Source organism: Streptomyces sp. NPDC058246 (assembly GCF_042881985.1).
Taxonomy (GTDB): Bacteria; Actinomycetota; Actinomycetes; order Streptomycetales; family Streptomycetaceae; genus Streptomyces.
Genome location: NZ_JBHVWZ010000005.1, coordinates 129,244 through 150,351, shown reverse-complemented (window position 1 = coordinate 150,351; position 21,108 = coordinate 129,244). Strand labels below are relative to the sequence as shown.

General features: G+C 72.4%; 21 protein-coding genes and 1 pseudogene. 8 read left to right on the top strand and 14 right to left on the bottom strand.

Features of this window, described 5'->3' with window-relative positions; translation table 11 throughout:
- Positions 1-175: 175 nt before the first annotated feature.
- Positions 176-844: a DUF3000 domain-containing protein gene (locus ACFVXA_RS09795; RefSeq protein WP_383738293.1), complete on the bottom strand. Its 669-nt coding sequence runs from the start codon at positions 842-844 to the stop codon at positions 176-178.
- A gap of 211 nt (positions 845-1,055) precedes the next feature.
- Between ACFVXA_RS09795 and hemE the strand changes: the two genes are divergently transcribed.
- Together hemE and ACFVXA_RS09785 are read left to right on the top strand one after the other, a co-directional pair.
- Entirely contained in the window at positions 1,056-2,123 is a 1,068-nt protein-coding gene (hemE, locus tag ACFVXA_RS09790) for a uroporphyrinogen decarboxylase (protein ID WP_383738290.1), read from the top strand.
- Between the two features lie 225 nt (positions 2,124-2,348).
- The gene (locus tag ACFVXA_RS09785) at positions 2,349-3,047 is read left to right on the top strand and encodes a UdgX family uracil-DNA binding protein (protein WP_389463422.1); all 699 of its coding nucleotides are present in this window, start codon (positions 2,349-2,351) and stop codon (positions 3,045-3,047) included.
- A gap of 191 nt (positions 3,048-3,238) precedes the next feature.
- Here ACFVXA_RS09785 and ACFVXA_RS09780 read toward each other — a convergent pair whose 3' ends face one another.
- A complete protein-coding gene (locus ACFVXA_RS09780; RefSeq protein WP_390024650.1) occupies positions 3,239-4,057 on the bottom strand; it encodes a rhomboid family intramembrane serine protease in 819 nt (272 codons plus the stop codon).
- 166 nt (positions 4,058-4,223) lie between these two features.
- Between ACFVXA_RS09780 and ACFVXA_RS09775 the strand changes: the two genes are divergently transcribed.
- Positions 4,224-4,559 carry a hypothetical protein gene (locus tag ACFVXA_RS09775; protein WP_362017324.1) on the top strand — a complete coding sequence of 112 codons (336 nt, stop codon included), beginning with the start codon at positions 4,224-4,226 and terminating at the stop codon, positions 4,557-4,559.
- 94 nt (positions 4,560-4,653) lie between these two features.
- On the opposite strand, the gene ACFVXA_RS09770 is transcribed toward ACFVXA_RS09775, so the two are convergent.
- Positions 4,654-6,063 carry an FAD-dependent oxidoreductase gene (locus tag ACFVXA_RS09770; protein ID WP_383900991.1) on the bottom strand — a complete coding sequence of 470 codons (1,410 nt, stop codon included), beginning with the start codon at positions 6,061-6,063 and terminating at the stop codon, positions 4,654-4,656.
- 27 nt (positions 6,064-6,090) lie between these two features.
- On the bottom strand, positions 6,091-7,074 hold the full coding sequence (locus tag ACFVXA_RS09765; RefSeq protein ID WP_390024540.1) for a DUF4349 domain-containing protein: 984 nt from the start codon (positions 7,072-7,074) through the stop codon (positions 6,091-6,093).
- Between the two features lie 173 nt (positions 7,075-7,247).
- Here ACFVXA_RS09765 and hemG point away from each other — a divergent pair, with 173 nt between their 5' ends.
- Both hemG and hemQ read left to right on the top strand, forming a co-directional pair.
- Complete coding sequence (gene hemG / locus ACFVXA_RS09760) at positions 7,248-8,780, top strand: protoporphyrinogen oxidase (RefSeq protein WP_383900996.1); 1,533 nt, start codon at positions 7,248-7,250, stop codon at positions 8,778-8,780.
- Between the two features lie 4 nt (positions 8,781-8,784).
- Positions 8,785-9,504, top strand: a complete 720-nt coding sequence (hemQ, locus tag ACFVXA_RS09755; protein ID WP_390024538.1) for a hydrogen peroxide-dependent heme synthase — start codon at positions 8,785-8,787, stop codon at positions 9,502-9,504.
- Positions 9,505-9,519: 15 nt separating this feature from the next.
- On the opposite strand, the gene ACFVXA_RS09750 is transcribed toward hemQ, so the two are convergent.
- From ACFVXA_RS09750 to ACFVXA_RS09720, 7 genes are all read right to left on the bottom strand, one after another.
- Positions 9,520-11,256, bottom strand: coding sequence for an alpha/beta hydrolase (locus tag ACFVXA_RS09750; RefSeq protein WP_390024536.1), 1,737 nt, complete (start codon positions 11,254-11,256; stop codon positions 9,520-9,522).
- 143 nt (positions 11,257-11,399) lie between these two features.
- Entirely contained in the window at positions 11,400-12,182 is a 783-nt protein-coding gene (locus ACFVXA_RS09745) for a TIGR04222 domain-containing membrane protein (protein WP_383901001.1), read from the bottom strand.
- A 165-nt stretch (positions 12,183-12,347) separates the two neighbouring features.
- The gene (locus ACFVXA_RS09740) at positions 12,348-13,115 is read right to left on the bottom strand and encodes a DUF4142 domain-containing protein (RefSeq protein ID WP_383738274.1); all 768 of its coding nucleotides are present in this window, start codon (positions 13,113-13,115) and stop codon (positions 12,348-12,350) included.
- A 282-nt stretch (positions 13,116-13,397) separates the two neighbouring features.
- Positions 13,398-14,957 (bottom strand): DUF692 family multinuclear iron-containing protein, encoded by a 1,560-nt coding sequence (locus tag ACFVXA_RS09735; protein ID WP_390024648.1) that lies wholly within the window; start codon positions 14,955-14,957, stop codon positions 13,398-13,400.
- 162 nt (positions 14,958-15,119) lie between these two features.
- Positions 15,120-15,914, bottom strand: a complete 795-nt coding sequence (locus ACFVXA_RS09730; RefSeq protein WP_362017340.1) for a DUF4142 domain-containing protein — start codon at positions 15,912-15,914, stop codon at positions 15,120-15,122.
- Positions 15,915-16,053: 139 nt separating this feature from the next.
- A complete protein-coding gene (locus ACFVXA_RS09725) occupies positions 16,054-16,545 on the bottom strand; it encodes a cupin domain-containing protein (protein WP_362017342.1) in 492 nt (163 codons plus the stop codon).
- Positions 16,546-16,672: 127 nt separating this feature from the next.
- Positions 16,673-17,044 (bottom strand): DUF4267 domain-containing protein, encoded by a 372-nt coding sequence (locus tag ACFVXA_RS09720; protein WP_390024534.1) that lies wholly within the window; start codon positions 17,042-17,044, stop codon positions 16,673-16,675.
- A 140-nt stretch (positions 17,045-17,184) separates the two neighbouring features.
- Here ACFVXA_RS09720 and ACFVXA_RS09715 point away from each other — a divergent pair.
- Positions 17,185-17,301 (top strand): annotated as a pseudogene (locus tag ACFVXA_RS09715) (TetR family transcriptional regulator); the annotation flags it as partial.
- Between the two features lie 217 nt (positions 17,302-17,518).
- On the opposite strand, the gene ACFVXA_RS09710 reads toward ACFVXA_RS09715, so the two are convergent.
- Positions 17,519-18,238 (bottom strand): aminoacyl-tRNA hydrolase, encoded by a 720-nt coding sequence (locus ACFVXA_RS09710; RefSeq protein WP_362017346.1) that lies wholly within the window; start codon positions 18,236-18,238, stop codon positions 17,519-17,521.
- A gap of 110 nt (positions 18,239-18,348) precedes the next feature.
- Between ACFVXA_RS09710 and ACFVXA_RS09705 the strand changes: the two genes are divergently transcribed.
- A complete protein-coding gene (locus tag ACFVXA_RS09705) occupies positions 18,349-19,254 on the top strand; it encodes an ATP-binding cassette domain-containing protein (RefSeq protein ID WP_389744836.1) in 906 nt (301 codons plus the stop codon).
- Complete coding sequence (locus ACFVXA_RS09700) at positions 19,251-19,922, top strand: ABC transporter (protein ID WP_362017350.1); 672 nt, start codon at positions 19,251-19,253, stop codon at positions 19,920-19,922. The genes ACFVXA_RS09705 and ACFVXA_RS09700 overlap by 4 nt, the downstream gene beginning before the upstream one ends.
- A gap of 10 nt (positions 19,923-19,932) precedes the next feature.
- On the opposite strand, the gene ACFVXA_RS09695 is transcribed toward ACFVXA_RS09700, so the two are convergent.
- The gene (locus tag ACFVXA_RS09695; protein ID WP_362017352.1) at positions 19,933-20,136 is read right to left on the bottom strand and encodes a hypothetical protein; all 204 of its coding nucleotides are present in this window, start codon (positions 20,134-20,136) and stop codon (positions 19,933-19,935) included.
- Positions 20,137-20,208: 72 nt separating this feature from the next.
- Entirely contained in the window at positions 20,209-21,069 is an 861-nt protein-coding gene (locus ACFVXA_RS09690; protein WP_383738260.1) for a polysaccharide deacetylase family protein, read from the bottom strand.
- Positions 21,070-21,108 lie beyond the last annotated feature (39 nt).

The window sequence follows — 21,108 nt, the reverse complement described above, 5'->3', positions numbered from 1 at the left end:
GTAAGGACCGGTATGTGCCGGTAAGGCCGCGCGTGGGCCGGGCGTACGGGAACGTCCGCGCGTGGGCCGGGCGTACAGGAACGTCCGCACGTGGGCCGGGCGTACGGGTCCCCGGGCCGGTCCGGGAATTCAAGCGGACCGGGGCCCGGACGTCAGCGTGATGGGGGCCCGGACGTCAGCGGGACTGCGGCCCCCTGCGCTGCGGAAGGGTGACCACCGAGGCGTCGCCGGGGGTCACGGGCGGGAGCCCGGCGACCTGGCACAGCAGGTCGCACCACCCCGCGAGATGGGCGGCCGTGTCCGGGACGCCGCCGAGGCCCTCCCGGGGCGTCCACGACGCCCGGATCTCGATCTGGCAGGCGGCAGGGCGCTCCGCGAGACCGCCGAAGTAGTGGGAGCTCGCGCGGGTGACGGTGCCGCTGGGTTCGCCGTACGACAGGCCGCGGGCCTGGAGCGCGCCGGTCAGCCATGACCAGCAGACCTCGGGGAGCAGCGGGTCGGCGGCCATCTCCGGCTCCAGCTCCGCGCGGATCAGCGTCACCAGACGGAACGAGCCCTGCCAGGCGTCGTGGCCCTCCGGGTCGTGCAGCAGCACGAGGCGGCCGTCCGCCAGATCCTCGTCGTCCGCGACGACCGCGGCCTCCAGCGCGTACGCGTACGGGGCCAGGCGCTGCGGCGGACGCGTCGGGTCGATCTCGATCTCCGGCCGCGGTCGCGCGGCCCTCAGCGCGTCGACGGCGGCCCGGAAGGGCGGCGGGGCCGTCTCCCTCGCATTCCGGTCCTCCTCCTTCGAGTCGTCCATTCCGCCAGCGCCGTCCGACAGTCGTCCCTGAGCCGCAGCCATGCGGGGAAGGTTAAGGGGAACGGAGCCGTCGTGCAGGGAGAGACACCCGTGCGTGGGACCACTGTCCGGATCGCGCCGCGTGAACACGCCCCCGGCAGCGCACTCGTCGCGGGCCGGGCGGCCAGGACCGGGGAGGCAGGCCGCAGTCGGGGCAACGATGCCGACCCGAGGTCGGGAAGGGCTGTCGGTGCGGCGTGCGAGACTTTCCGTCGTGAGTGCCAACCACAGCCCTTCCGGGCAGCAGCCGACAGCGACGTACGACTCCGCCTTCCTCAGGGCGTGCAGGCGCGAGCCCGTGCCGCACACGCCGGTGTGGTTCATGCGGCAGGCCGGTCGCTCGCTGCCCGAGTACCTCAAGGTGCGCGAGGGCATCCCCATGCTGGAGTCGTGCATGCGGCCCGAGCTGGTGGCCGAGATCACCCTCCAGCCCGTACGACGGCACCAGGTGGACGCGGCGATCTACTTCAGCGACATCGTCGTCCCGCTGAAGGCCATCGGCATCGACCTCGACATCAAGCCCGGCGTCGGCCCCGTCGTCCAGAACCCGATCCGCACCCGAGCCGACCTGGCCCAGCTGCGCGATCTGACCCCCGAGGACGTCGGCTACGTCACCGAGGCGATCGGCCTGCTCACCGCCGAGCTCGGTCCGACCCCGCTCATCGGTTTCGCGGGCGCGCCCTTCACCCTCGCGAGTTACCTCGTGGAGGGCGGCCCGTCCAAGAACCACGAGCACACCAAGGCGCTGATGTACGGCGACCCGCAGCTGTGGGCCGACCTCCTCGACCGTCTCGCCGAGATCACCTCCGCCTTCCTGAAGGTCCAGATCGAGGCGGGCGCCAGCGCCGTCCAGCTCTTCGACTCCTGGGTCGGCGCCCTGGCACCCGCCGACTACCGGCGTTCGGTGATGCCCGCGTCGACCAAGGTCTTCGAGGCCGTCGCTTCGTACGGCGTGCCGCGTATCCACTTCGGCGTCGGCACCGGTGAGCTGCTCGGTCTGATGGGCGAGGCGGGCGCCGACGTCGTGGGCGTCGACTGGCGCGTCCCGCTCGACGAGGCCGCGCGCCGCGTCGGCCCCGGCAAGGCGCTCCAGGGCAACCTCGACCCGGCCGTCCTCTTCTCCACGACCGAGGCCGTCGAGACGAAGACCCGTGAGGTGCTCGACGCCGCCGCCGGACTCGAGGGCCATGTCTTCAACCTCGGCCACGGCGTGCCGCCCACCACCGACCCGGACGCCCTGACCCGGCTCGTGGAGTTCGTGCACACGCAGACCGCCCGCTGACCCCTCGGCCTCACCAGCTGTGCCGCGCGCCTGCCTGCCCCACCGCGGGTGATGCGGTTCGGCGACCCCGCCGAAAACGTCTGGCGATCCCCCGGCCGTCCGCCGGGGGATCGTCATTTCGCGGGGATATTCAGCTGGGTGTTCAGGCTGATTGGTCGTCTCGTCCGTCGGGTACTCGGGATCCATGCTGACGGCAGACAACGCACTGGATCACTCGGCCGCGACATGAGCCGATCCGACAGCGCACACGCGAACGAGGGCCCCGGGCCTGACGCCTACGACGCCGGACCCTACGTACCGAAGCGGGGCGGCCTCGCCGCGCACCGGCGCGCGGCGGCGAAGTGCCAGGGATGCCCTCTGTACGAGAACGCCACCCAGACCGTCTTCGGCAAGGGCGCGCCCACGGCGCGGATCGTCCTCGTCGGGGAGCAGCCCGGAGACCAGGAGGACAAGCAGGGCGAGCCCTTCGTCGGCCCGGCCGGTCGGCTGCTGGACAAGGCCCTGACGGAGGCCGGGATCGACCGGGACACCACGTATGTCACCAACGCGGTCAAGCATTTCAAGTTCACCCTCGCCGAAGGCAGCAAGCGCCGCATCCACAAGGCGCCGGACCTGCGGGAGCTGACCGCCTGCCGGCCCTGGCTCCTCGCGGAGCTGCACCTGGTCCGGCCGGAGGTGGTGGTGGTCCTCGGCGCGACGGCCGGAAAGGCACTGCTCGGACGGTCGTTCCGCGTGACCAGGGACCGCGGAACACTCATCCCCCTGCCAGGCGAGGGCGAGCGGCGCCGTGGGGGCGAGGAGCGCTATGTGGTCGCGACCCTTCACCCCTCGGCCGTGCTGCGTGCCGACGACCGGGAAGCCGCCTACGCGGGTTTGGTGTCGGACCTGGAGGTCGCCGCGCGGGCGCTGCGCGAACGCCACTGAGAGGGCGGGAGCGGGTTCCTGCCGCAACGCGCGGTCGAGCCTGTTGACGTCCAGGAGGAGAGCATCATGGCCAGTACCGAGACCGTGCGGCCCGACGCCGCAGCCTCGACATCCACCGGCCGGACAAGGTGCTGTTCCCCGCGGATGGTGGCGTCAGAAGTGGACGTCGTCCGCGGTCGAGACACGCGTCCTCACCAGCTGTGCCGCGCCTGCCTGCCCCACAGCAGGCGCCGCGGTTCCGGTGGGGGCGGGGTACCCGGGCGCAGCGGCCAGGCGAGCAGCATGCCCACGAGGAAGCCGACCACGTGGGCCGCGTACGCGACGGTGCCGGCGGTGGAGACGCCCTCGCCGGACGAGTACACCGCCTGGAGGACGAACCAGAAGCCCAGCACCAGCCAGGCGGGCAGCCGCAGCGGCAGGAAGATCAGGAACGGGACAAGGACCCAGACCCTGGCCTTCGGATAGAGCACCAGATACGCGCCGAGGACCCCGGCGATCGCTCCGGAGGCGCCGATCAGCGGGTCGGACGAGTTGTCGTTGAGGAGCGCGAAACCGTACGCCGCCGCGAAGCCGCAGGCCACGTAGAAGAGCGTGAACCGCACATGTCCCATGCGGTCCTCGATGTTGTTCCCGAAGATCAGCAGGAACAGCATGTTGCCCAGCAGATGCAGCCAACTCCCGTGCAGGAACATCGCGGTGAACACCGACAGCGGCGGTGACTTGTCGTAGTCCGGCGGGCCCACCACGCACCCGGCCCCCTGCGGGCCCGCGCCGACGTCTCCGGTGGGCACCAGGCGCGGCATCTGATGATGGATCAGTTCCTGGGGCAGCGCGGCGTAGTGGTCCAGGAACGCCTGCAGATGGCACAGCTGCGACAGCCCGCTGTCGCCCGCCACCGATCCGGCCAGGCCGGGGGTGTACAGGAACACGAGCACGTTGGCGGCGATCAGCGCGTACGTCACATAGGGCGTGCGCCGTACCGGGTTGACGTCATGGACGGGGATGACCACAAGGAAGTAGTGCCCCGATACGTCGTCGCTGAACGCCGGCGAAGCTGACGCCATCGCCGCTGCACCCCGCTGTCGCTGAACGCCGCCGTCCCCGTGTGCGTATGTCTCCTCAACCGCCCGCGCCGCGACGAAGACGCGACGCGAGGAAGACGTGAGGACACAGGCGATGAACGACCGAGTTACTCCTCCGATGCATGCCCTGCCCGACGGTGAGGCGGAAATCGCCCTGGTGCTGCACCTCCCCTGGGAGGACGTCGCCGCGCTCGGCCAGGAGGCCGGACGGCTCGCGGCGCGGATGCAGCGGCCGGTGACCCTCGACGAGGCCGTGAGCCACCGACTGCGCTCCGCGCGGTCGGCCGCCCACGCCAAGCCGCCCACCACGCAGCCCGCGGCCGTCACCGCCTCGGCGTCGGTGTCCTCGCTTCCGGCGCGGCCGCCGGGGGAGCAGGCGCGGCAGGCGATAGACCGGATCAACGGGAACGCGGGGCACGAATCGGCGTAGGGGCGCCGGTGGCTGCGGTCGGGCGTCGACCGTGGGTCGTGGGTGGCTGGTCGCGCCCATGCGGCGGAGCCGCATCTGTCACAGCCCCGCGCCCCTACGGGGCGCTTCGTCGCACCGCGGCTACCGCCTTGCGTGCCGCCACCAGGATGGGGTCCCACACCGGTGAGAACGGGGGCGCGTAGCCCAGGTCCAGGGATGTCATCTGTTCCACCGTCATGCCCGCGGTCAGCGCCACCGCGGCGATGTCGACCCGCTTCGCCGCGCCTTCCCCGCCGACGATCTGCACGCCGAGCAGCCGCCCCGTGCGGTGCTCGGCGAGCATCTTCACCGTCATGAGGTCCGCGTCCGGGTAGTAGCCCGCGCGGCTGGTGGACTCGATGGTGACGGCCTCGAACCGCAGACCGGCCCGGTGTGCGTCCTTCTCGCGCAGTCCGGTGCGGGCGATCTCCAGATCGCAGACCTTGCTCACCGCCGTGCCGACGACACCGGGGAAGGTGGCGTACCCGCCGCCCACGTTGGAGCCGATCACCTGCCCGTGCTTGTTGGCGTGCGTGCCGAGCGCGATGTGCCGCTCGCGGCCCGAGATCAGGTCGAGGACCTCCACGCAGTCGCCGCCCGCCCAGATGTTCTCGTGCCCGCGCACCCGCATCGCGAGGTCGGTGAGCAGCCCGCCGTGGTCGCCGAGGGGCAGCCCGGCGGCCTTGGCGAGCGTCGTCTCGGGGCGTACGCCGATGCCGAGCACCACCACGTCCGCCGGGTACTCGGCGTCCTCCGTGGCGACCGCGCGGACGCGGCCGTCCTGTCCCGTGAGCACCTTGGTGACCTCGGCGTCGTCGACCATGGTGATGCCCAGGCCCTCCATGGCCGTGTGCACCAGGCGGCCCATGTCCGGGTCGAGCGTGGACATCGGCTCCTTGCCGCGGTTGACGACCGTCACCTCGTAGCCGCGGTTGATGAGCGCCTCGGCCATCTCCACGCCGATGTAGCCCGCGCCGACGACCACCGCGCGGCGGCCCTCCGTCGCCGTCAGGGTGTCCAGGAGGGCCTGGCCGTCGTCCAGGGTCTGCACGCCGTGCACTCCCGGCGCGTCGATGCCCGGCAGGTCGGGGCGGATCGGGCGCGCGCCGGTGGCGATCACGAGTTTGTCGTAGGACGTCCACTCCTCGGCCCCGGATCCGAGGTCCCGGGAGCGCACGCGGGCGCGCGCGACATCGATCTCCGTGACCTCCGTGCGCATCCGCAGGTCGATCGCGCGCTCCCGGTGCTCCTCGGGCGTCCGCGCGATCAGCCGGTCCCGCTCGGGGACGTCGCCGCCCACCCAGTACGGGATGCCGCACGCCGAGTAGGAGGTGAAGTGCCCCCGCTCGAACGCCACGATCTCCAGTTCGTCCGGCCCCCGCAGCCGGCGCGCCTGGGACGCGGCGGACATGCCCGCCGCGTCACCGCCGATCACGACCAGTCGCTCCCTGGCCCCGCTGGTACCGCTCGTACGGCTCATGCTCATACGAACACGCTACGGGGGCCCGGCATTTCAGTTCTCCTCGCCACCCTCTTCGCGCGCGGGCGGGGCCACGGGGAGCGCACCCGGTCCGGCCGGGGCCGGGCGGCGCGGCAGCCGGGGCCGTACGAGACGCATCCACACCAGGACGATCAGCGCCAGAACCGCCGCGAACGGCAGGACGGCGCCCAGCGCGAGCGCGATCCAGCGCACCATCGTGACGAGCACGTGCCAGCCGCCGGTGAGCGCGTCCACGAAGCCCGGGGCCGCGTCCTTCTTCTCGGCCTTCTGCACCGGGGTCTCGGACAGCGAGAGGGTGATCGTGGCCAGGCTGGCGCGGTCCTTCAGGGACGCCTGCTGGGCGAGCAGCGCCTCCAGGTCGGATTCACGGCTGCTCAGCTCCCCTTCCAGGGAGACCACATCACTGAGCTTGGTCGCCTGGTCCATGAGTTCGCGGACCCGGGCCACGCTGGCGCGCTGTGACTTGATCCGGCTCTCCACGTCGACGACCTGGTCGGTGACGTCCTGGGCCTTGGCCGTCCGTTCGACCACCTTGCCCGTCCCCTCCAGGTCGGCGAGCACCTGCTCGTACTGGTCGGTGGGCACGCGCAGGACGACGCGGGTGCGCTCGTGGCCCCGGTCGTCGCGGGTGGTGGTCTCGTTGCCGACGTAGCCGCCCGCGTTCTCGGTGGTGGCGCGGGCGTCGTCCAGGGCCTTGGGCACGTCCTTGACCCGCACGGTCAGGGAGGCGGTCCGGATGATGTGGCTCGCGGTCACCTTGGGTGGGGTGGTGGCCTTGGAACCGTTCGCCCGGCCGCTGTCCGCGGCGCCCCCGGCGCCCTTCTCGCCGTCCTGGGCGGCGGCTGCCCCCTGGTCGGCCTTGGAGTCGGAGGCCGTCCCCCCGTTGTCACCGGCGCCGCAGCCCGTCAGCGCGAGCGCGGCGGCGAGGAGCATCCCCGCCAGAGCATGGACGGGTCGTACGGAATGCCCGGATCGTGCGGAACTTGGTATGCGCATATGGGCCTGCCCCCGAGGGTCGTGACATCTGTGTCGTGACGACTGACGCTCCTTCGACGCCTGACCCGGCCGGGACGTTGGCCCGATCCGGTCCCGAAGCGGTCACGGTCAGGACTCGTGCAGGACACCGGACTCCCGGCGGGAGTGTCGGCGGGGTCTGAGAAGGTGGAGGCATGCGCGAAGAGGAGACTCGTACGGGTACGGGACACGTCGTGGTCGTCGGGGGCGGGATCGCCGGTCTGGCCGCGGCCCACCGCTTGCTGGACCGCGGCGCGCGCGTGACCGTCCTGGAGGCGTCGGACCGCGTCGGCGGCAAGCTGCTGCCCGGCGAGATCGCGGGCGCACGCGTCGACCTGGGCGCCGAGTCGATGCTGGCGCGCCGCCCCGAGGCGGTGGCCCTGGCCCGCGAGGTGGGCCTCTTTGACCGACTCCAGCCGCCCGCCACCGCGACGGCCTCCCTCTGGACCCGAGGCGCGCTGCGGCCCATGCCCAAGGGCCACGTCATGGGAGTGCCCGGCACGGCCTCCGCCCTCTTCGGCGTCCTCTCCGACGAGGGCCTGCGCCGCATCGAGCGGGACGCCGACCTGCCGCGCACCGAGGTGGGCGACGACGTGGCGGTGGGGGAGTACGTGGCGGCCCGGCTCGGCCGCGAGGTCGTCGACCGCCTGGTCGAACCCCTCCTCGGCGGTGTCTACGCGGGCGACGCCTACCGCATCTCCATGCGCCTGGCCGTCCCCCAGCTCTTCACGGCCGCCCGCACCCACGCCTCCCTGCTGGAGGCGGTCCGCGAGATCCAGACCAAGGCGGTCGCCGCCCAGCAGGCGGGACCGGTCTTCATGGGCATCGAGGGAGGCGTGGGCCAACTGCCCCTCGCGGTAGCGGAGTCGGTCAGGGCTCGCGGGGGCGAGATCCTCACCGGGATGCCGGTGACCGAACTCCGCAGGACCGAGACGGCATCCCCGCAGGGGGCGCCGTCCGGCGACGGCCCGCTGTCCGTGCGGCGCTCCCCGGCGGGGCGGCCGCCCGCCGCGTGGCGTGTGGTCGCCGGGGACCGGGTCCTGCACGCCGACGCGGTCGTCGTCGCCGTACCCGCCGCCGCCGCTGCCGCGCTGCTGCGGGGCGAGGCGCCCGCCGCGGCGGCCGAGCTGGCCGCCGTGGAGTACGCCTCCATGGCGCTCGTCACCCTCGCCTACCGGCGTGACGAAGCCGTCCTCCCCGAAGGGAGCGGTTTCCTGGTGCCGCCTGTCGACGGGCGCACCATCAAGGCGTCCACCTTCGCCTCCCGGAAGTGGGGCTGGATCGCCGACGAGAACCCGGACCTGCTGGTGCTGCGCACCTCCGTCGGGCGGTACGGCGAGACGGAGGTGCTCCGACGGGAGGACACCGACCTCGTCGAGGTGTCCCGGCACGACCTGCGGGAGGCGACCGGTCTGGACGCCGCGCCGCTGGCGACCCGGGTGACCCGGTGGGACGACGGGCTGCCCCAGTACCCCGTCGGACACCACGCGCGCGTGGCCCGCATCCGCGAGCACGTCGGCAAGCTCCCGGGCCTCGCCGTGTGCGGCGCCGCGTACGACGGGGTCGGCATCCCCGCCTGCATCGCGAGCGCCTACGCCGCCGTCGACCAGCTCGGCGGCGACCGCGCCGGTCTGGACGCGCTGATCAGGAACCCGGTGCAGAGTCTGCACGGCGGCGCGGGAGAATAGCCCCATGAGTGACGACGCCCCCGCCAAGATCCCGAACGCCGGCAAGAAGGCCAAGGACCTCAACGAGGTCATCCGCTACACCCTGTGGTCCGTCTTCAAGCTGCGTGACGTGCTGCCCGAGGACCGCGCCGGTTACGCCGACGAGGTCCAGGAGCTCTTCAAGCAGCTCGCCGCGAAGGACGTCACCGTCCGCGGCACGTACGACCTCTCGGGGCTGCGCGCCGACGCCGACCTGATGATCTGGTGGCACGCCGAGACCGCCGACCAGCTCCAGGAGGCGTACAACCTCTTCCGCCGCACCAAGCTGGGCCGCGCCCTGGAGCCGGTCTGGTCGAACATGGCGCTGCACCGCCCCGCCGAGTTCAACCGCTCGCACATCCCGGCGTTCCTCGCCGACGAGACGCCGCGGAACTATGTGAGCGTCTACCCCTTCGTGCGTTCCTACGACTGGTACCTGCTGCCCGACGAGGACCGCCGCCGCATGCTCGCCGACCACGGCAAGATGGCCCGCGGCTACCCGGACGTGCGCGCCAACACGGTCGCCTCGTTCTCGCTGGGCGACTACGAGTGGCTCCTCGCCTTCGAGGCCGACGAGCTCCACCGCATCGTCGACCTCATGCGTCACCTGCGCGCCTCCGAGGCCCGCATGCACGTCCGCGAAGAGGTCCCGTTCTACACCGGCCGCCGCAAGGACATCGCCGAACTGGTCGCGGGCCTCGCCTGATCGGGCCTCGCCCGATCAGGGCGCCTGCCGGGTGGTCTTCGAGTCCGCGGAGTGCCGAGAGGTCTTGGAGTCCTCCGCGTTCTCGGAGGCCTTCGCGCCCTCCGCGCCCTCCGCGCCCTTCGCGCCCTCGGCGTTCTTCGAGCGACCGCCCGGCGCCGCCGACTTCGGCGCCGCCGGCTTCGGCTCCGCGTGCGGCGCGCACGCCGCGCGCCGCTCCGGGAGCCGGCCCTCCACCAGATACGCGTCCAGGTAGCCGTTGACACACTTGTTGGGACCGCCCCCGATCCCATGCGTCCCGGCCCCGTTCTCGGTCACCAGGACCGAGCCGGACAGCCGCCGCTGCAGCTCCACCGCCCCCTCGTACGGCGTCGCCGCGTCCCGCTCGGCCGCCAGGATCAGGGTCGGCGGCAGCTCCCCGGGCAGCGTCCGCACATCGAGGGGCTTCTGCTGAGGCACGGGCCAGTACGCGCACGGCAGGTTCATCCACGCGTTGTCCCAGGTCTCGAACGGCGCCTCGCGCGCGAGGCGCGTGTTGTCGCGGTCCCAAGTGCGCCAGTCGGTCGGCCAGGGCGCGTCGTTGCACTCGACGGCCGTGTAGACCGCGTTCCCGTTCTCCTGCGAGACCGCCGTCTTCGGATGCGGGCCGGCCTGCTCGATCAGCGGCTTCGGGTCGCCCTTCAGATAGGCGGAGAGCGCCTGGGCGCGCCGCGGCCACATGTCGTCGTAGTACCCGGCGTCCAGGAACGCGCCCTGCAACTGCCCCGGGCCCACCGTGCCGCCCGCGGGCGAGGCGGCGAGCTGCGCCCGCGCCTTCTCGTAGCTGATCTGCACTTCTTCGGGCGTGCCCCCGAGCCCGTACACCCCGTCGTGCTTCGCGACCCACGCGCGGAAGTCCGCCCAGCGGCGCTCGAACGCCGCCGACTGGTCGAGGTTGTTGCGGTACCAGATCTGTCCGGGATCGGGGTTCACCGCCGAGTCGAAGACCATCCGGCGTACGTGCGTGGGGAAGAGCGTCGCGTAGAGGGCGCCGAAGTACGTCCCGTAGGAGGCGCCCATGAAGGTCAGCTTCGGCTCGCCGAGCGCGGCGCGCAGCACGTCCAGGTCGCGGGCGTTGTTGAGCGAGGTGTAGTGGCGCAGGCCGCTGCCCGAGCGCTCGGCGCAGCCGCGCGCGTACGCCCGCGCCTCGGCGACGCGTTCCTTCTTGTACGACTCCGAGGGGTACGTCGGCGACTGCGAGGGCGCCTTCACGAACTGCTTCGGGTCCTGGCAGGACAGCGGGGCCGAGCGGTCGACACCACGCGGGGCGTAGCCGACCAGGTCGTACGCCGCAGCGACGCGCTGCCACTCGGGGAGGACGCCGACCAGCGGGAAGTACACGCTGGAGGCGCCCGGACCGCCGGGGTTGTAGACGAAGGCGCCCTGTCGCGGCACCTTCCGCTTGGAGTTCTTCGCGTCCTTCCCGGTGGCCTTGACGCGACTGACCGTCAGCTTGATCTGCTTGCCTTCGGGATGCGCGTAGTCGAGGGGCACCGTGACCGTGCCGCACTGAACCTTGCCCGAAGCCGGCAGCTCCTTGGAGCACTTCCCGAACTGGATGCCCTTGACGGCGGCGCGTTGGACGGCGACGGCGGTGCCGTGCATCTCGGCGGTCCCCCCTGGAGCCGGCCGGGCCGGTGTACCGCCCGCCGGGGCGGCGACGAGGGCGGTCAGGAGCATGGACCCCGCGGTTCCGTAGCGGACGGCAGCTCTCATCGAGAATCCCTTCAGCGCGCGGCAGCGACAAAAGGGATGTTTCGTTTGACGGTTGGCGAAGTAAAGCACCGCCCGCCAGTGTCGGCTCCATTGACCCCGATGCGCCCCCTCGGGCGCCCCTCAGCCCCTTCGCGGGCCCTCGGCTAGCCCCTGCGCCCCGGGCCGTGGTCACGGTGGGCGAAGGCCGCACGCAGATCCGGCTCGCCGATCGCCCGGATGCCCCGCACGGCGACGGAGGTGAGGTACGTACGGTCGTCGCCGGAGTCGTCCGAGCGCCGGGCGAGGGTGCCCAGCAGCCGCTGTCCGGCCGGAGAGGCCCAGCGGGTGTAGGGGTGCACCTCGATGCGGGCGATGGCGAGGCAGCTCAGTGTGAGGACGAGGGGGAGCGTGAACCAGACGGCGACCGGCACCTCGTTCCCGGTGGTCTGGGACGGCAGCAGTACGGCGACGGCGCCGAGCGCGAGGACTGCCGCCGCGGCGGCCTGGACCTGGCGGACGGCGCCCGCGACGGTGGTGCGCGCGCTGTCGGGCACGGCGAGCCCCGCGGCGACCAGGCGGTCGGCGAGGCCGCGCACGGAGTCGGCGGCGGCCGCGGTCGCGCGGACCGGCGCTATCCGGGACTGGCCCTCCGGGCCGATGGCTCCTATCACCGAGCGCTCCATCTCGTCGCGCCCGAGCGGGTCCACGACGGTCGCCCAGCCGGTGTGCGCGAGCAGCAGCCGGCGCTGCCGGGCCATCGACACCAGCGTCAGGTCCGCGACCCGGGCCGGCCCGCCGGACAGGAAGGCCGCCTCGTACAGGGTGAGGTCGTGCCCGCGGGCCGCGTTCGCGTCGACGGCCGCCGCGCGTACGGCGGCCAGGCACAGCCGGGTGCAGGAGGTGCCGGCCGCGGCCCAGGCCAGGAGCAGGAGAAGGACCCAGAACATGGCGTTTTTCTATGCGAAGGGCCGGGCGGGCGCCATGGGTTATTCACCATGTGGACGGAGCGTTGTGGATATGTGACGTTCCGCTCTGTGTTCTGTGGAGGCCGGTGGGCGCCTCTGCAGCCAAGCGGGGCCAGGGCCTGTCCGGCATGATCCGCCGCGCGGACGCTAGGGAGTTGAGGAGGGCTTGGCGCGCGAGGCGGCCGGCGGCAGCGGGTAGCCCGGCGACGGGGTCACCGGCACCGGCGAGTTCGGAGACTGCGTCGGGCCGGGCGGGGCCGGGGAGTTGGTGAGGGGCGGCGGGCTCGCGGTGGCCGCGTCCTGGGCGAGGGCGTCGAAGTCGACGTATCCGGTGGCTTCGAGGACCTTGATGTGGTCGAGGACGGTGGTGTTCGCGTCGTCGGCGAGGTCGCGTACGAGCGAGTTGCGGGTGTTCGCGCGGACCTGGGCGACCACGGAGAAGACTTTGCCGTGGGCCTTGCGCAGGATGTTCGCGAACTTCCGGTCGTAGTCCACGCCGTGCGCCGCGTTCAGCGTGGCCAGCCACTGGCGCTGCTGCGGGTTGGGCTGGTTGGGCAGCTCCAGGCCGAGCCGCGCGGCGACATTGCGGACCCGCGCGTCCAGGAAGGTGTGGCCCTCGATCAGGTGCTCGCCGGCCGTCCGCACGGCCTGGGTGGTGCCGCGCTCCTGGGCCTGCTGGCCCGCGGGCAGCTCCCAGAGCCCGGCCAGCCGGACCTTGGTGATGAACTCCCGGTCCAGGGCCGACAGCGGACCGAACTGGGTCGACACGCTCTGTGTGCTCAGAGTGTCCAGGCCGGTGCCGGAGCGGTCCGCGTACGACCAGATCGGAAAGACCAGCGCGACGAGGGTCGCCGTGAGGGCGGCGATGAGGAGCCCTGTCCCACTGACCAATCCGGTGCGGTTGATGGATCGCATGGTGCCTCCTGTTGCGGCACCGCACGCTAGTGCGCTTCGGGTGCGGGTTGGCATATTACTGCGGGCGCTACGCCAACTGCCGTACGAGGAGATGGGGTTGGACGGTGGGCGGAATGCGCTTGATGTGGTGCTTCGAGCATGGCTCAGACCGCCCCAAAGTGCAGGGAAACGGACGTGCACATCTCGTTCACAAGGGTGCGTGTTAACCCGGGCACACTCTGCGGCGGCGTGGGGTACCGCCGCGCGTAGTCGGGGGTGCTGCGTCGCCGCCGCGCGTGCACCTCAGCGGCGCAGCAGCACCCGGCGGGTGGCACGGGCCAGCCGGGCCGTGGGGCGCCGCGACAGCGGGGCGGGGCCCGAGCGCTCCAGCCACCACTCGCGCAGCCTGCGGCGGGTCTCCGCGTCCTCGGGCTGTCCGGCGAGGAGCAGCTGCTCGGCGAAGTCCAGGGCGTCGCGCCGATACCCCCCGGTCATCGGATGACCTTGGGCGTACGTGAGGAACGCGGGCCGGTACCCCTCGCCCAGGATCCCCGGCAGCTCCGGAGCCACCTTCGCGACCACGTCCGCCCGCTTGGCGGCGAGCGCCCGCGCCTGCACCCCGAGCCGCACCCGGTCGAACCCCTCGGGCACGGGGGACCCCGCGACGAGCGCGGAGAGCAGCGCGGTCTGCGCAAGCGCCAGGCGCTGCCGGGGGGCATCGGTCACGGCTCCGGGTCCGGCCTCGGCTCGGGTTGGGGCTCCGGCTTCGTCTCCGTCTCGGGCTCCGGCTCCGGCTTCGGAGCCGGCTTCGGCTTCGCCTCCGGCGTCGGCGTGGGCTCCGGCATCGGTCACGGCGGAGGCAATCGTTGCGGTGCCTGTTTCGCAGGAGAGAGCCGCAGTCGGTGCCGTGCCGGTCTCGGCGGAGGCAGGCGCTGTCGTGCCGGTGGCGGCGGAGGCGGGGGCAATCGTCGCCGTGCCGGTCGCCGCCGCGTCCGCCCCGGTCGCCGGCCGGGAGCCCTCCCCGGTGGTGGCCGCCTTCTCCAGCGTCTCCCGGATCGCTTCCAGTTCCCGCTGCAGTTCCCCGGGCTCCGGGAAATTCTCGTCCCGCTCCAGGAGGACCCCGGGCGGACTCACGCGGGAAGCGAGGTCGGAGAGGATGTCGAGAACGGGCTGGGGGACGGGGTGGGCGTGGCTGTCGTGCCAGACGCCGTCGCGCTCGAAGCCGCCGGCGACGTGGACGTAGGCGATGGCTTCGACGGGGAGTTCGTCGAGGGCCTTGGCGGGATCGTCACCCCGGTTGACGTGGTTGGTGTGGAGGTTGGCGACGTCGATGAGCAGGCGTACGCCGGTCCGGTCGACCAGGTCGTAGAGGAACTGCCCCTCGGTCATCTCCTCGCCCGGCCAGTTGATCAGCGCGGCGATGTTCTCCACCGCGAGCGGGACGGGCAGCGCGTCCTGCGCGATGCGGATGTTCTCGCACAGCACGTCGAGGGCGTCCCGGGTGCGCGGGACCGGCAGCAGGTGCCCGGCCTCCAGCAGCGGCGACGCGGTGAGCGGCCCGCCCGCCCGGACGAACGCGATGTGCTCCGTGACGAGCGGCGAGCCCAGCGCCTCGGCCCGCTCGGCGAGCGCGGTGAGCCGGGACGCGTCGGGACGGTCCGCGCCGCCGAGGCCCAGCGAGACCCCGTGCGGCACGACGGTGACACCGCGCTCGCGCAGCCTCAGCAGCGACTCGGGGAGATGTCCGGGGCACACGTTCTCGGCCACCGCCTCGACCCAGTCGATGCCGGGCATGCGCTCCACGGCCTCGGCGATCTCCGGCCGCCACCCGATTCCCGTCCCCAGCCGCCTCAGCTGCTGCATGGGCTTCATGTCCCCTCCTCCGTCACGCATCTCGACCCGACCCTGCGTGTCGTCTCCTTACGACGGACCTGTGTTCCGGCGTGCCGGAGTCATGGCCCCGGGAGCCGGGGCCGAACCCATGAGAGGGGACGTTCAGAGCAACATTTGAGGTTTCCGGTCGGGCTACTGGAGCACCTTGTCCGAGTCCGTGGGCTCCGGTCGGCTGGTGTTGATGTTGGCGTCGGCCTGCGGCAGCGCCGACGGGTTCGACGAGACGTCGACGCCGTTGCCCGGCTGGACGGGCGGCGCGGAGGCCGCCGACGCGCCGATGGTGGGCGCCGGGGGACCGGTCGGGCTGGCGGTCGTCGTGGCGGCCGCGGCCGCGGCGATGGCGTCGAAGTCGACCTCCCCGGTCTTCTCCAGCATCGTGATGTGGTCGAGCACCGTCAGGTTGGCGTCCGAGGCCAGCGCGCGCACCAGCGTGTTGCGGGTCGTGTTGCGGACCGTGCCGATGGCCGGAAAGATCTTGCCGTGCGCGGCCCGCAGCAGGTTCGCGAACTTGTACTCGTACTCCTTGCCCGACGCCGCCGTCAGCTCCTGCAACCAGCCCTGCTGCTGCTCGTTCGGCTGGTTCGGCAGTTCGACGTTGAGCTGGGCCGCGACGATCCGCACCCGCTTGTCGAGGTCGGTGTGCCCGACGATCAGGTGATCGCCGGCCTCTTTGATCGCCTTGGTGGGGGCCCGCTCGATCGCCTGCTGCCCGGCCGGCAACTCCCAGAGGCCGGCCAGCCGCACTCGTACGATCAGGTCGCGGTCGGCGGCGGTCAGTGGCCCCCAGCGTGTGTTCACCGTCCCGGCGGCGACGTTCGCCGCGCCGGTGCCCGATCGGTCGGCGTACGACCACACGGGAAACGCGAGAGCGCCGACGGTGGCGACGAGTGCCGCGATGACGAGGGCGCTGCCGTTGATACGCCGCAAATGATCCTCCTGGGGCAAACCAACTGGTCGTTGGGAACCTTTACTTGGCCAGCGCCAGGAGGTACGTACGGGACGGCTGCGGTGTTCAAACATCCGGGCGGGGACCGCCGGTCGTCTTGGCCGACGTGTCGCGGGCCGTTCAGCGCCGTTCGTCCCACGCCGGACTCTGCCGGAAGTACGTGTCGTACAGCTCCTGGACCTCCAGCAGGCTCTCCGGGGGCACCTTGCCGAAGGCGATGCGCTCCAAGTGGCGGAAGTACTCGAAGCGTTCGACACCGGGGGTGATGACGATGAGGATGTCGGCGTCGTGTCCCGGCGCGGCCGCGAAGGCATGCGGAACACCGGGCGGTACGACGACCAGGTCGCCGCGTTCGGCGGTCACGATCTTCTCGCCGGAGAGGAGCTGGGCGGTGCCGTCGAGCATGTAGAACAACTCGGCGGAACCGGCGTGGTGGTGCGGCTTGGCGCCGTCGGCGCCGTCGGTGAGCGTGGCCCGCAGGGTGGAGAGCGCGCCCCCGGTCGAGCTGCTGTCGGCCAGCAACTGGAGAGCGGTGGGGGCTCGGCCGATCACCTCGGCCTCCGCGGAGCGGACGATCACGGACTTGTCGAAGTCGGGCACGATCAACGACATCTCATGACTCCCTGGTTCGGGCGATGGATCGAGCGACGGTTCGGGCGGTGGATCGGGCGACGGTTCGGGCGGTGGATCGGGCGGCGGACGTCGGTCTTCGACCTTGGGCCTTCGGTCGTCGGGCCTTTCAGACCGCGAAGAGGAGGCCGGCGCTGATGAGGACAACGACGGCCGTGGCGAAGTGAATTCCGAACGCGGTGGCCCTGGTGCCGCCGTGACGCAGGACTATCAGGGTGTCGCCGAGTGGCGCCAGGGCGACGACCAGCATGAACCACGCCTGGGCGGTGGCGCCGGCGAAGGCGAGCAGGACGAGACCCATGATGCCGAAGGTGGCATCGCGCAGGCCCTTGATCGTGAGGTAGGCGGCGTCACCGTTCGGCTTGGCGGGGACGCCGTACCCGGCGGCGGCCGGCTGCGGCTGGAGCAGGAACCGCGCGCCGATGAACACGACGAACAGGTCGAGCACGCCGGCGAGGCCGTAAGCGATCGGTGTGAGCATGTCGGATCCCCTTTTCTAGCGCTGCCAGGAACAGGAGCGAAGCTAGCATAGCCCCGACATGAATACTAGCGGCGCTAGCATTTCAGCCATGTCGATCCAGACGCCCCGAGAGAGCGAGAACGAGCTGAGCGCGAGAACGAGTGGAGCGCGAGCGGCTGATCGTCACCGCCGCGCGAGAACTGGCCGAGGCCGAGGGCTGGGACGCGATGACCAGACGTCGGCCGGCCGCTGAGATCGAGTACGGCCGGCCCGTGCTGTGAGCCGCACCGGACCGTCGAGCCGGTCGAGGGGGAGGATGACCCGGGCCTCCTGACGGAGACCTTCTGGAGCGGGCTGCGGAATCGTCACGCTGATGCGCGGTGGACGCCTCCCCCGTGAGGGTCACGCCCGCCGGCCGTCCGCCTTGATCGGCCACTTCGCCCCGCCCGGGTAACTTCCCTGCCACGCGGGGGCGTTGGTGTGGGGGACGGCCTGTCAGCCGCGCAGCGCCGGATGGTCCGCGACCACCGTGCACGACCCCGGGGCGATCTCCGTGAATCCCGCGTCGCGGACCAACGGCAGCCCGGAGGTGGTGAGTTCACGCCAGCGGGCCGGGTCCGCGACACGGACGGTGAGCGCGAAGTCCGTGTCACGCCAGGCCGCCCGCTCCTCGTCCGACAGTTCCCACCAGGCCAGCTGGGCGCCGTGCCCCGCCTGGGCCATCGTCTTGCCGGCCGACATGTCGAGGTCGGGGTTGAGCCAGAGCACCGGGGCGGAGAGGTCGGCGTCCACCGGCGGCTCCGGGTCGTCGAGGTCCGTGCCGGAGACCTGGAGCCGGGCCAGGTCCTTGGGCCAGCCGTCCAGCGGGACCGGCGGGAAGACGCGCACCTCGGCGGACTTCCCGGTCACCGTGATACCCGGCAGCGCCTCGGCCCGCCGCCACTCGGCGCCGCGCGCCCGCCGGACGACCTTGCGGATCCTGGCGTCCTGCCAGTCCCGCACCGCCTGCGCCCATTCGCCGTCCCCGAGCGACCGCTCGTCGTCGAGGACGGTCAGCACGGCGCGGGCCGCGGTCTCCAGGGCGTCGGTGCGTGCCGGGGGAGCGGCCTTCTCGATGCGGACGACCAGCGGCAGCACGAACTGCTGTGCCTCGTCACGCGCGGTGCGCTCGGAACGAAAGGGGCTGCCGCCGGGAACGGCCGGATCACTGGTCACGTCCTCCAGTCTGCCAGGCGGAAGATCGGTTCTTTCCCGGGCGGTCGCGAGGACGAGCGAGGCCGAGCGGCGGCGGGTGAGGACGATCGGCACGAGAGAGAAGGGGCGCCATGAAGGGGGAGCTACGGCTGGAGGGGGTCGGCCGCCGGTACGGCATCCGCGGGCCCTGGGTGCTGCGCGGGGTGGACCTGACCGTCCAACCCGGCACCTTGATCCGCGTCGAGGGCGCCAACGGCACCGGAAAATCAACCCTGTTGCGTCTCCTCGCCGGGATCGACGCGCCCACCGAGGGCCGGATCACCGGACGCCCGCGCACGGCGTACGTCCCCGAGCGCTTCCCCGCCGCGCTCCCCTTCACCGCGGCCGGGTACCTCACCCACCTCGGCGCCGTCCACGGCCTGCCCCGTACGGCCGCCGCCCGGGCCGCCGACGAGTGGCTGGAGCGGCTCGGCGCCGCCGGATACGCCCGTACGCCCATGGCGGAGCTCTCCAAGGGCAGCAGCCAGAAAGTCGCCGTCGCCCAGGCCCTCCTCGCCGGGCCGGAACTCCTCGTCCTCGACGAGGCCTGGACCGGGCTCGACACCGCCGCCCGCGCCGAACTGGAACGCGCCGTCGCGGAACGCACCGCGGCCGGCGCCTCCGTGGTCTTCGTCGACCACGACCCGCGCCGCTTGGCGGGGGCACCGGACGTGACCTACACGGTGCTCGAAGGATCCCTCGACCGCCGTACGGACAGCACCACTTCGGCGGTCGCCGGACCACACGTCGTCGTCGAGGCAGCGGGCCCGCCGGGGGCGCGGCCACCCGTCGAGGCGGCGGCGCTCGCGACGTCCGTGGAGCGGACCGCGACCGGGCCGGCGCGCTTCACCGTGCCCGAGTCGCACTCCGACGTACTGCTGAGGTCGCTGCTGGACGCCCGCCCGCCCTGGCACGTGGTGACCGTCGGCCACGCGCGCCCCCAGGGTGAGCACCCCGAAACCGCCGTACCGCCCCTCGACACCGAAAGCCGCCGATGACCGCCCTCCTCCGCTACCAGGCCGCCCTCCTGCTGCGCTCCCAGCGCTGGTTGCCGCCGTTCATCCTGTACGCGGCGTTCCTCGCCATCGGGGTGCAGAGCGGCCAGCCGGTGCTCGACTCGCTGGGCTACGCGGCGGCGGCCGTGCTGCCCGTCGCCGCCTGGCTGGTACGGATCTGCGCGACCAACGAGCCGCCCGCGGCACGCGGTTGCGTGGGAGCGGCGGTCGGCCCCGGACGGGCGCACCTGGCCTGCCTGGCCGTCGCGCTGGGCGCGGCCGTGCTCATCGGGGCGACGGCGACCGTGATCGTCACGGTGATCAGCGATCCGACGAGCACGGACCACCAGAAGCGGGTGCCGGTGCTCGCGGCGGCCGGCGCCGGGCTCCTCGCGGCCCTCGTCTGCGCGCTGCTCGGCACCGCCGTCGGCGCGCTCACGACCTGGCCGCTGCTGCGCTCGCCGGGGCGCGCGGTCCCCGCGATGCTGCTCGCGGCGCTCCTCGCGCTGGTGGTGACGGGCTCCCCGGCCCACGCGGCGCTCACCGACCTGATCACCGGCTCGCGGGCCGGCACGGTTCCCGCGCCGCTGCTGCCGCTGGCGGGTGCCGCGCTCCTGGCGGCGGCCGCGATCACCGCGGCCTGCGCGCTCACCACCCGCCGGTCGGGCTGAGCCGCGCCGCTCAGCCCGAGCAGGCGCTGCGCTGCGCCTCCTGCCACTCACAGACCAGACACAGCGTGATCCCCTTGTACGACTCCGAGTACTCCGTCGGCTTCTGGCACAGCACACACTCGGCGAAGGGCTCGCCCGCCGTGCCGGGAGGCGCGGGGGCCGGGTCCGTGCCGGGAGGCGTGGAGACCGGGTCCGTGCCGCAGTAGTCGCTCATGGTCCCAGCGTAGGCCGGGACCGGGGCGTCCCCATGGGCGCCCGCCAGTCGTCGGCCGGGACCGGGGCGTGCCTACCGGTGCCCGCCTGTCGTCGCCCCGATGAGCTCGGACACCTTCACGAACCGGTACCCCTGCTTCCGCAGCTCGGGAACGATCGTGTGCAGCGCCCGCTCGGTCGTGGGAGCGGCGCTCCGCGTGCAGTGCATCACGACCACGGACCCCGGCCGCACGCCCTCCAGCACCTGCCGTGCCACGGCATCCACGTCCGTCGCGAACGCGTCCCCGCTCACCACGTCCCACTGCACCGGGGTCACGCCGAGCGGGCTCAGCGCCCGCAGCGCCCGCTGGTCGTAGCACCCACCGGGGAAACGGAAGTACGGCATCACGTTCTTCACCCCCGCCTTCTTGATGGAGGTGAACGCCCGCTCCACGTCCGAGCGCATCGACTCCTCGGGGACGGTCGGCAGCCCGTAGCAGTCGCCCGTGAAGGCGTAGTGGCTGTACGAGTGGTTGGCGACCTCGAACAGCGGGTCCTGCCCGATGTCCTTGGCCTCCTGCGGATACTCGTCCGCCCACCGCCCCGTCATGAACACGGTGGCCGGCACCTTGAACCCGCGCAGCGTGGCGATCAGCTGCGGATTGTCAAAGTGCTCCCCGGCCGCGGCGCGTGGCCCCTGATCCGCGGTCATGTCCGCGTCGAAGGTCAGCGCGACGGTCTTGTCCGGCGTACGCGGGCCGTTCTCGAAGACGGGGGTGAGCCCGGAGGGGCCGGGAGCGAGCGTCGGCGGCCGGGAGGGAGCGGCGCTGGTGGCGGACGCGGGGTGCCCTGGGCGGGCGGTGTGCGGGGTGCCGGGGGCACCACAGGCGGCGAGCGCGATCCCGAGGGTGCCGAGGGCACAGGTCGCGGCGAATCGTCGTACAGGAATGATCACCGAATGAAGATATCGACATAAATGTGATAATCGGATTAT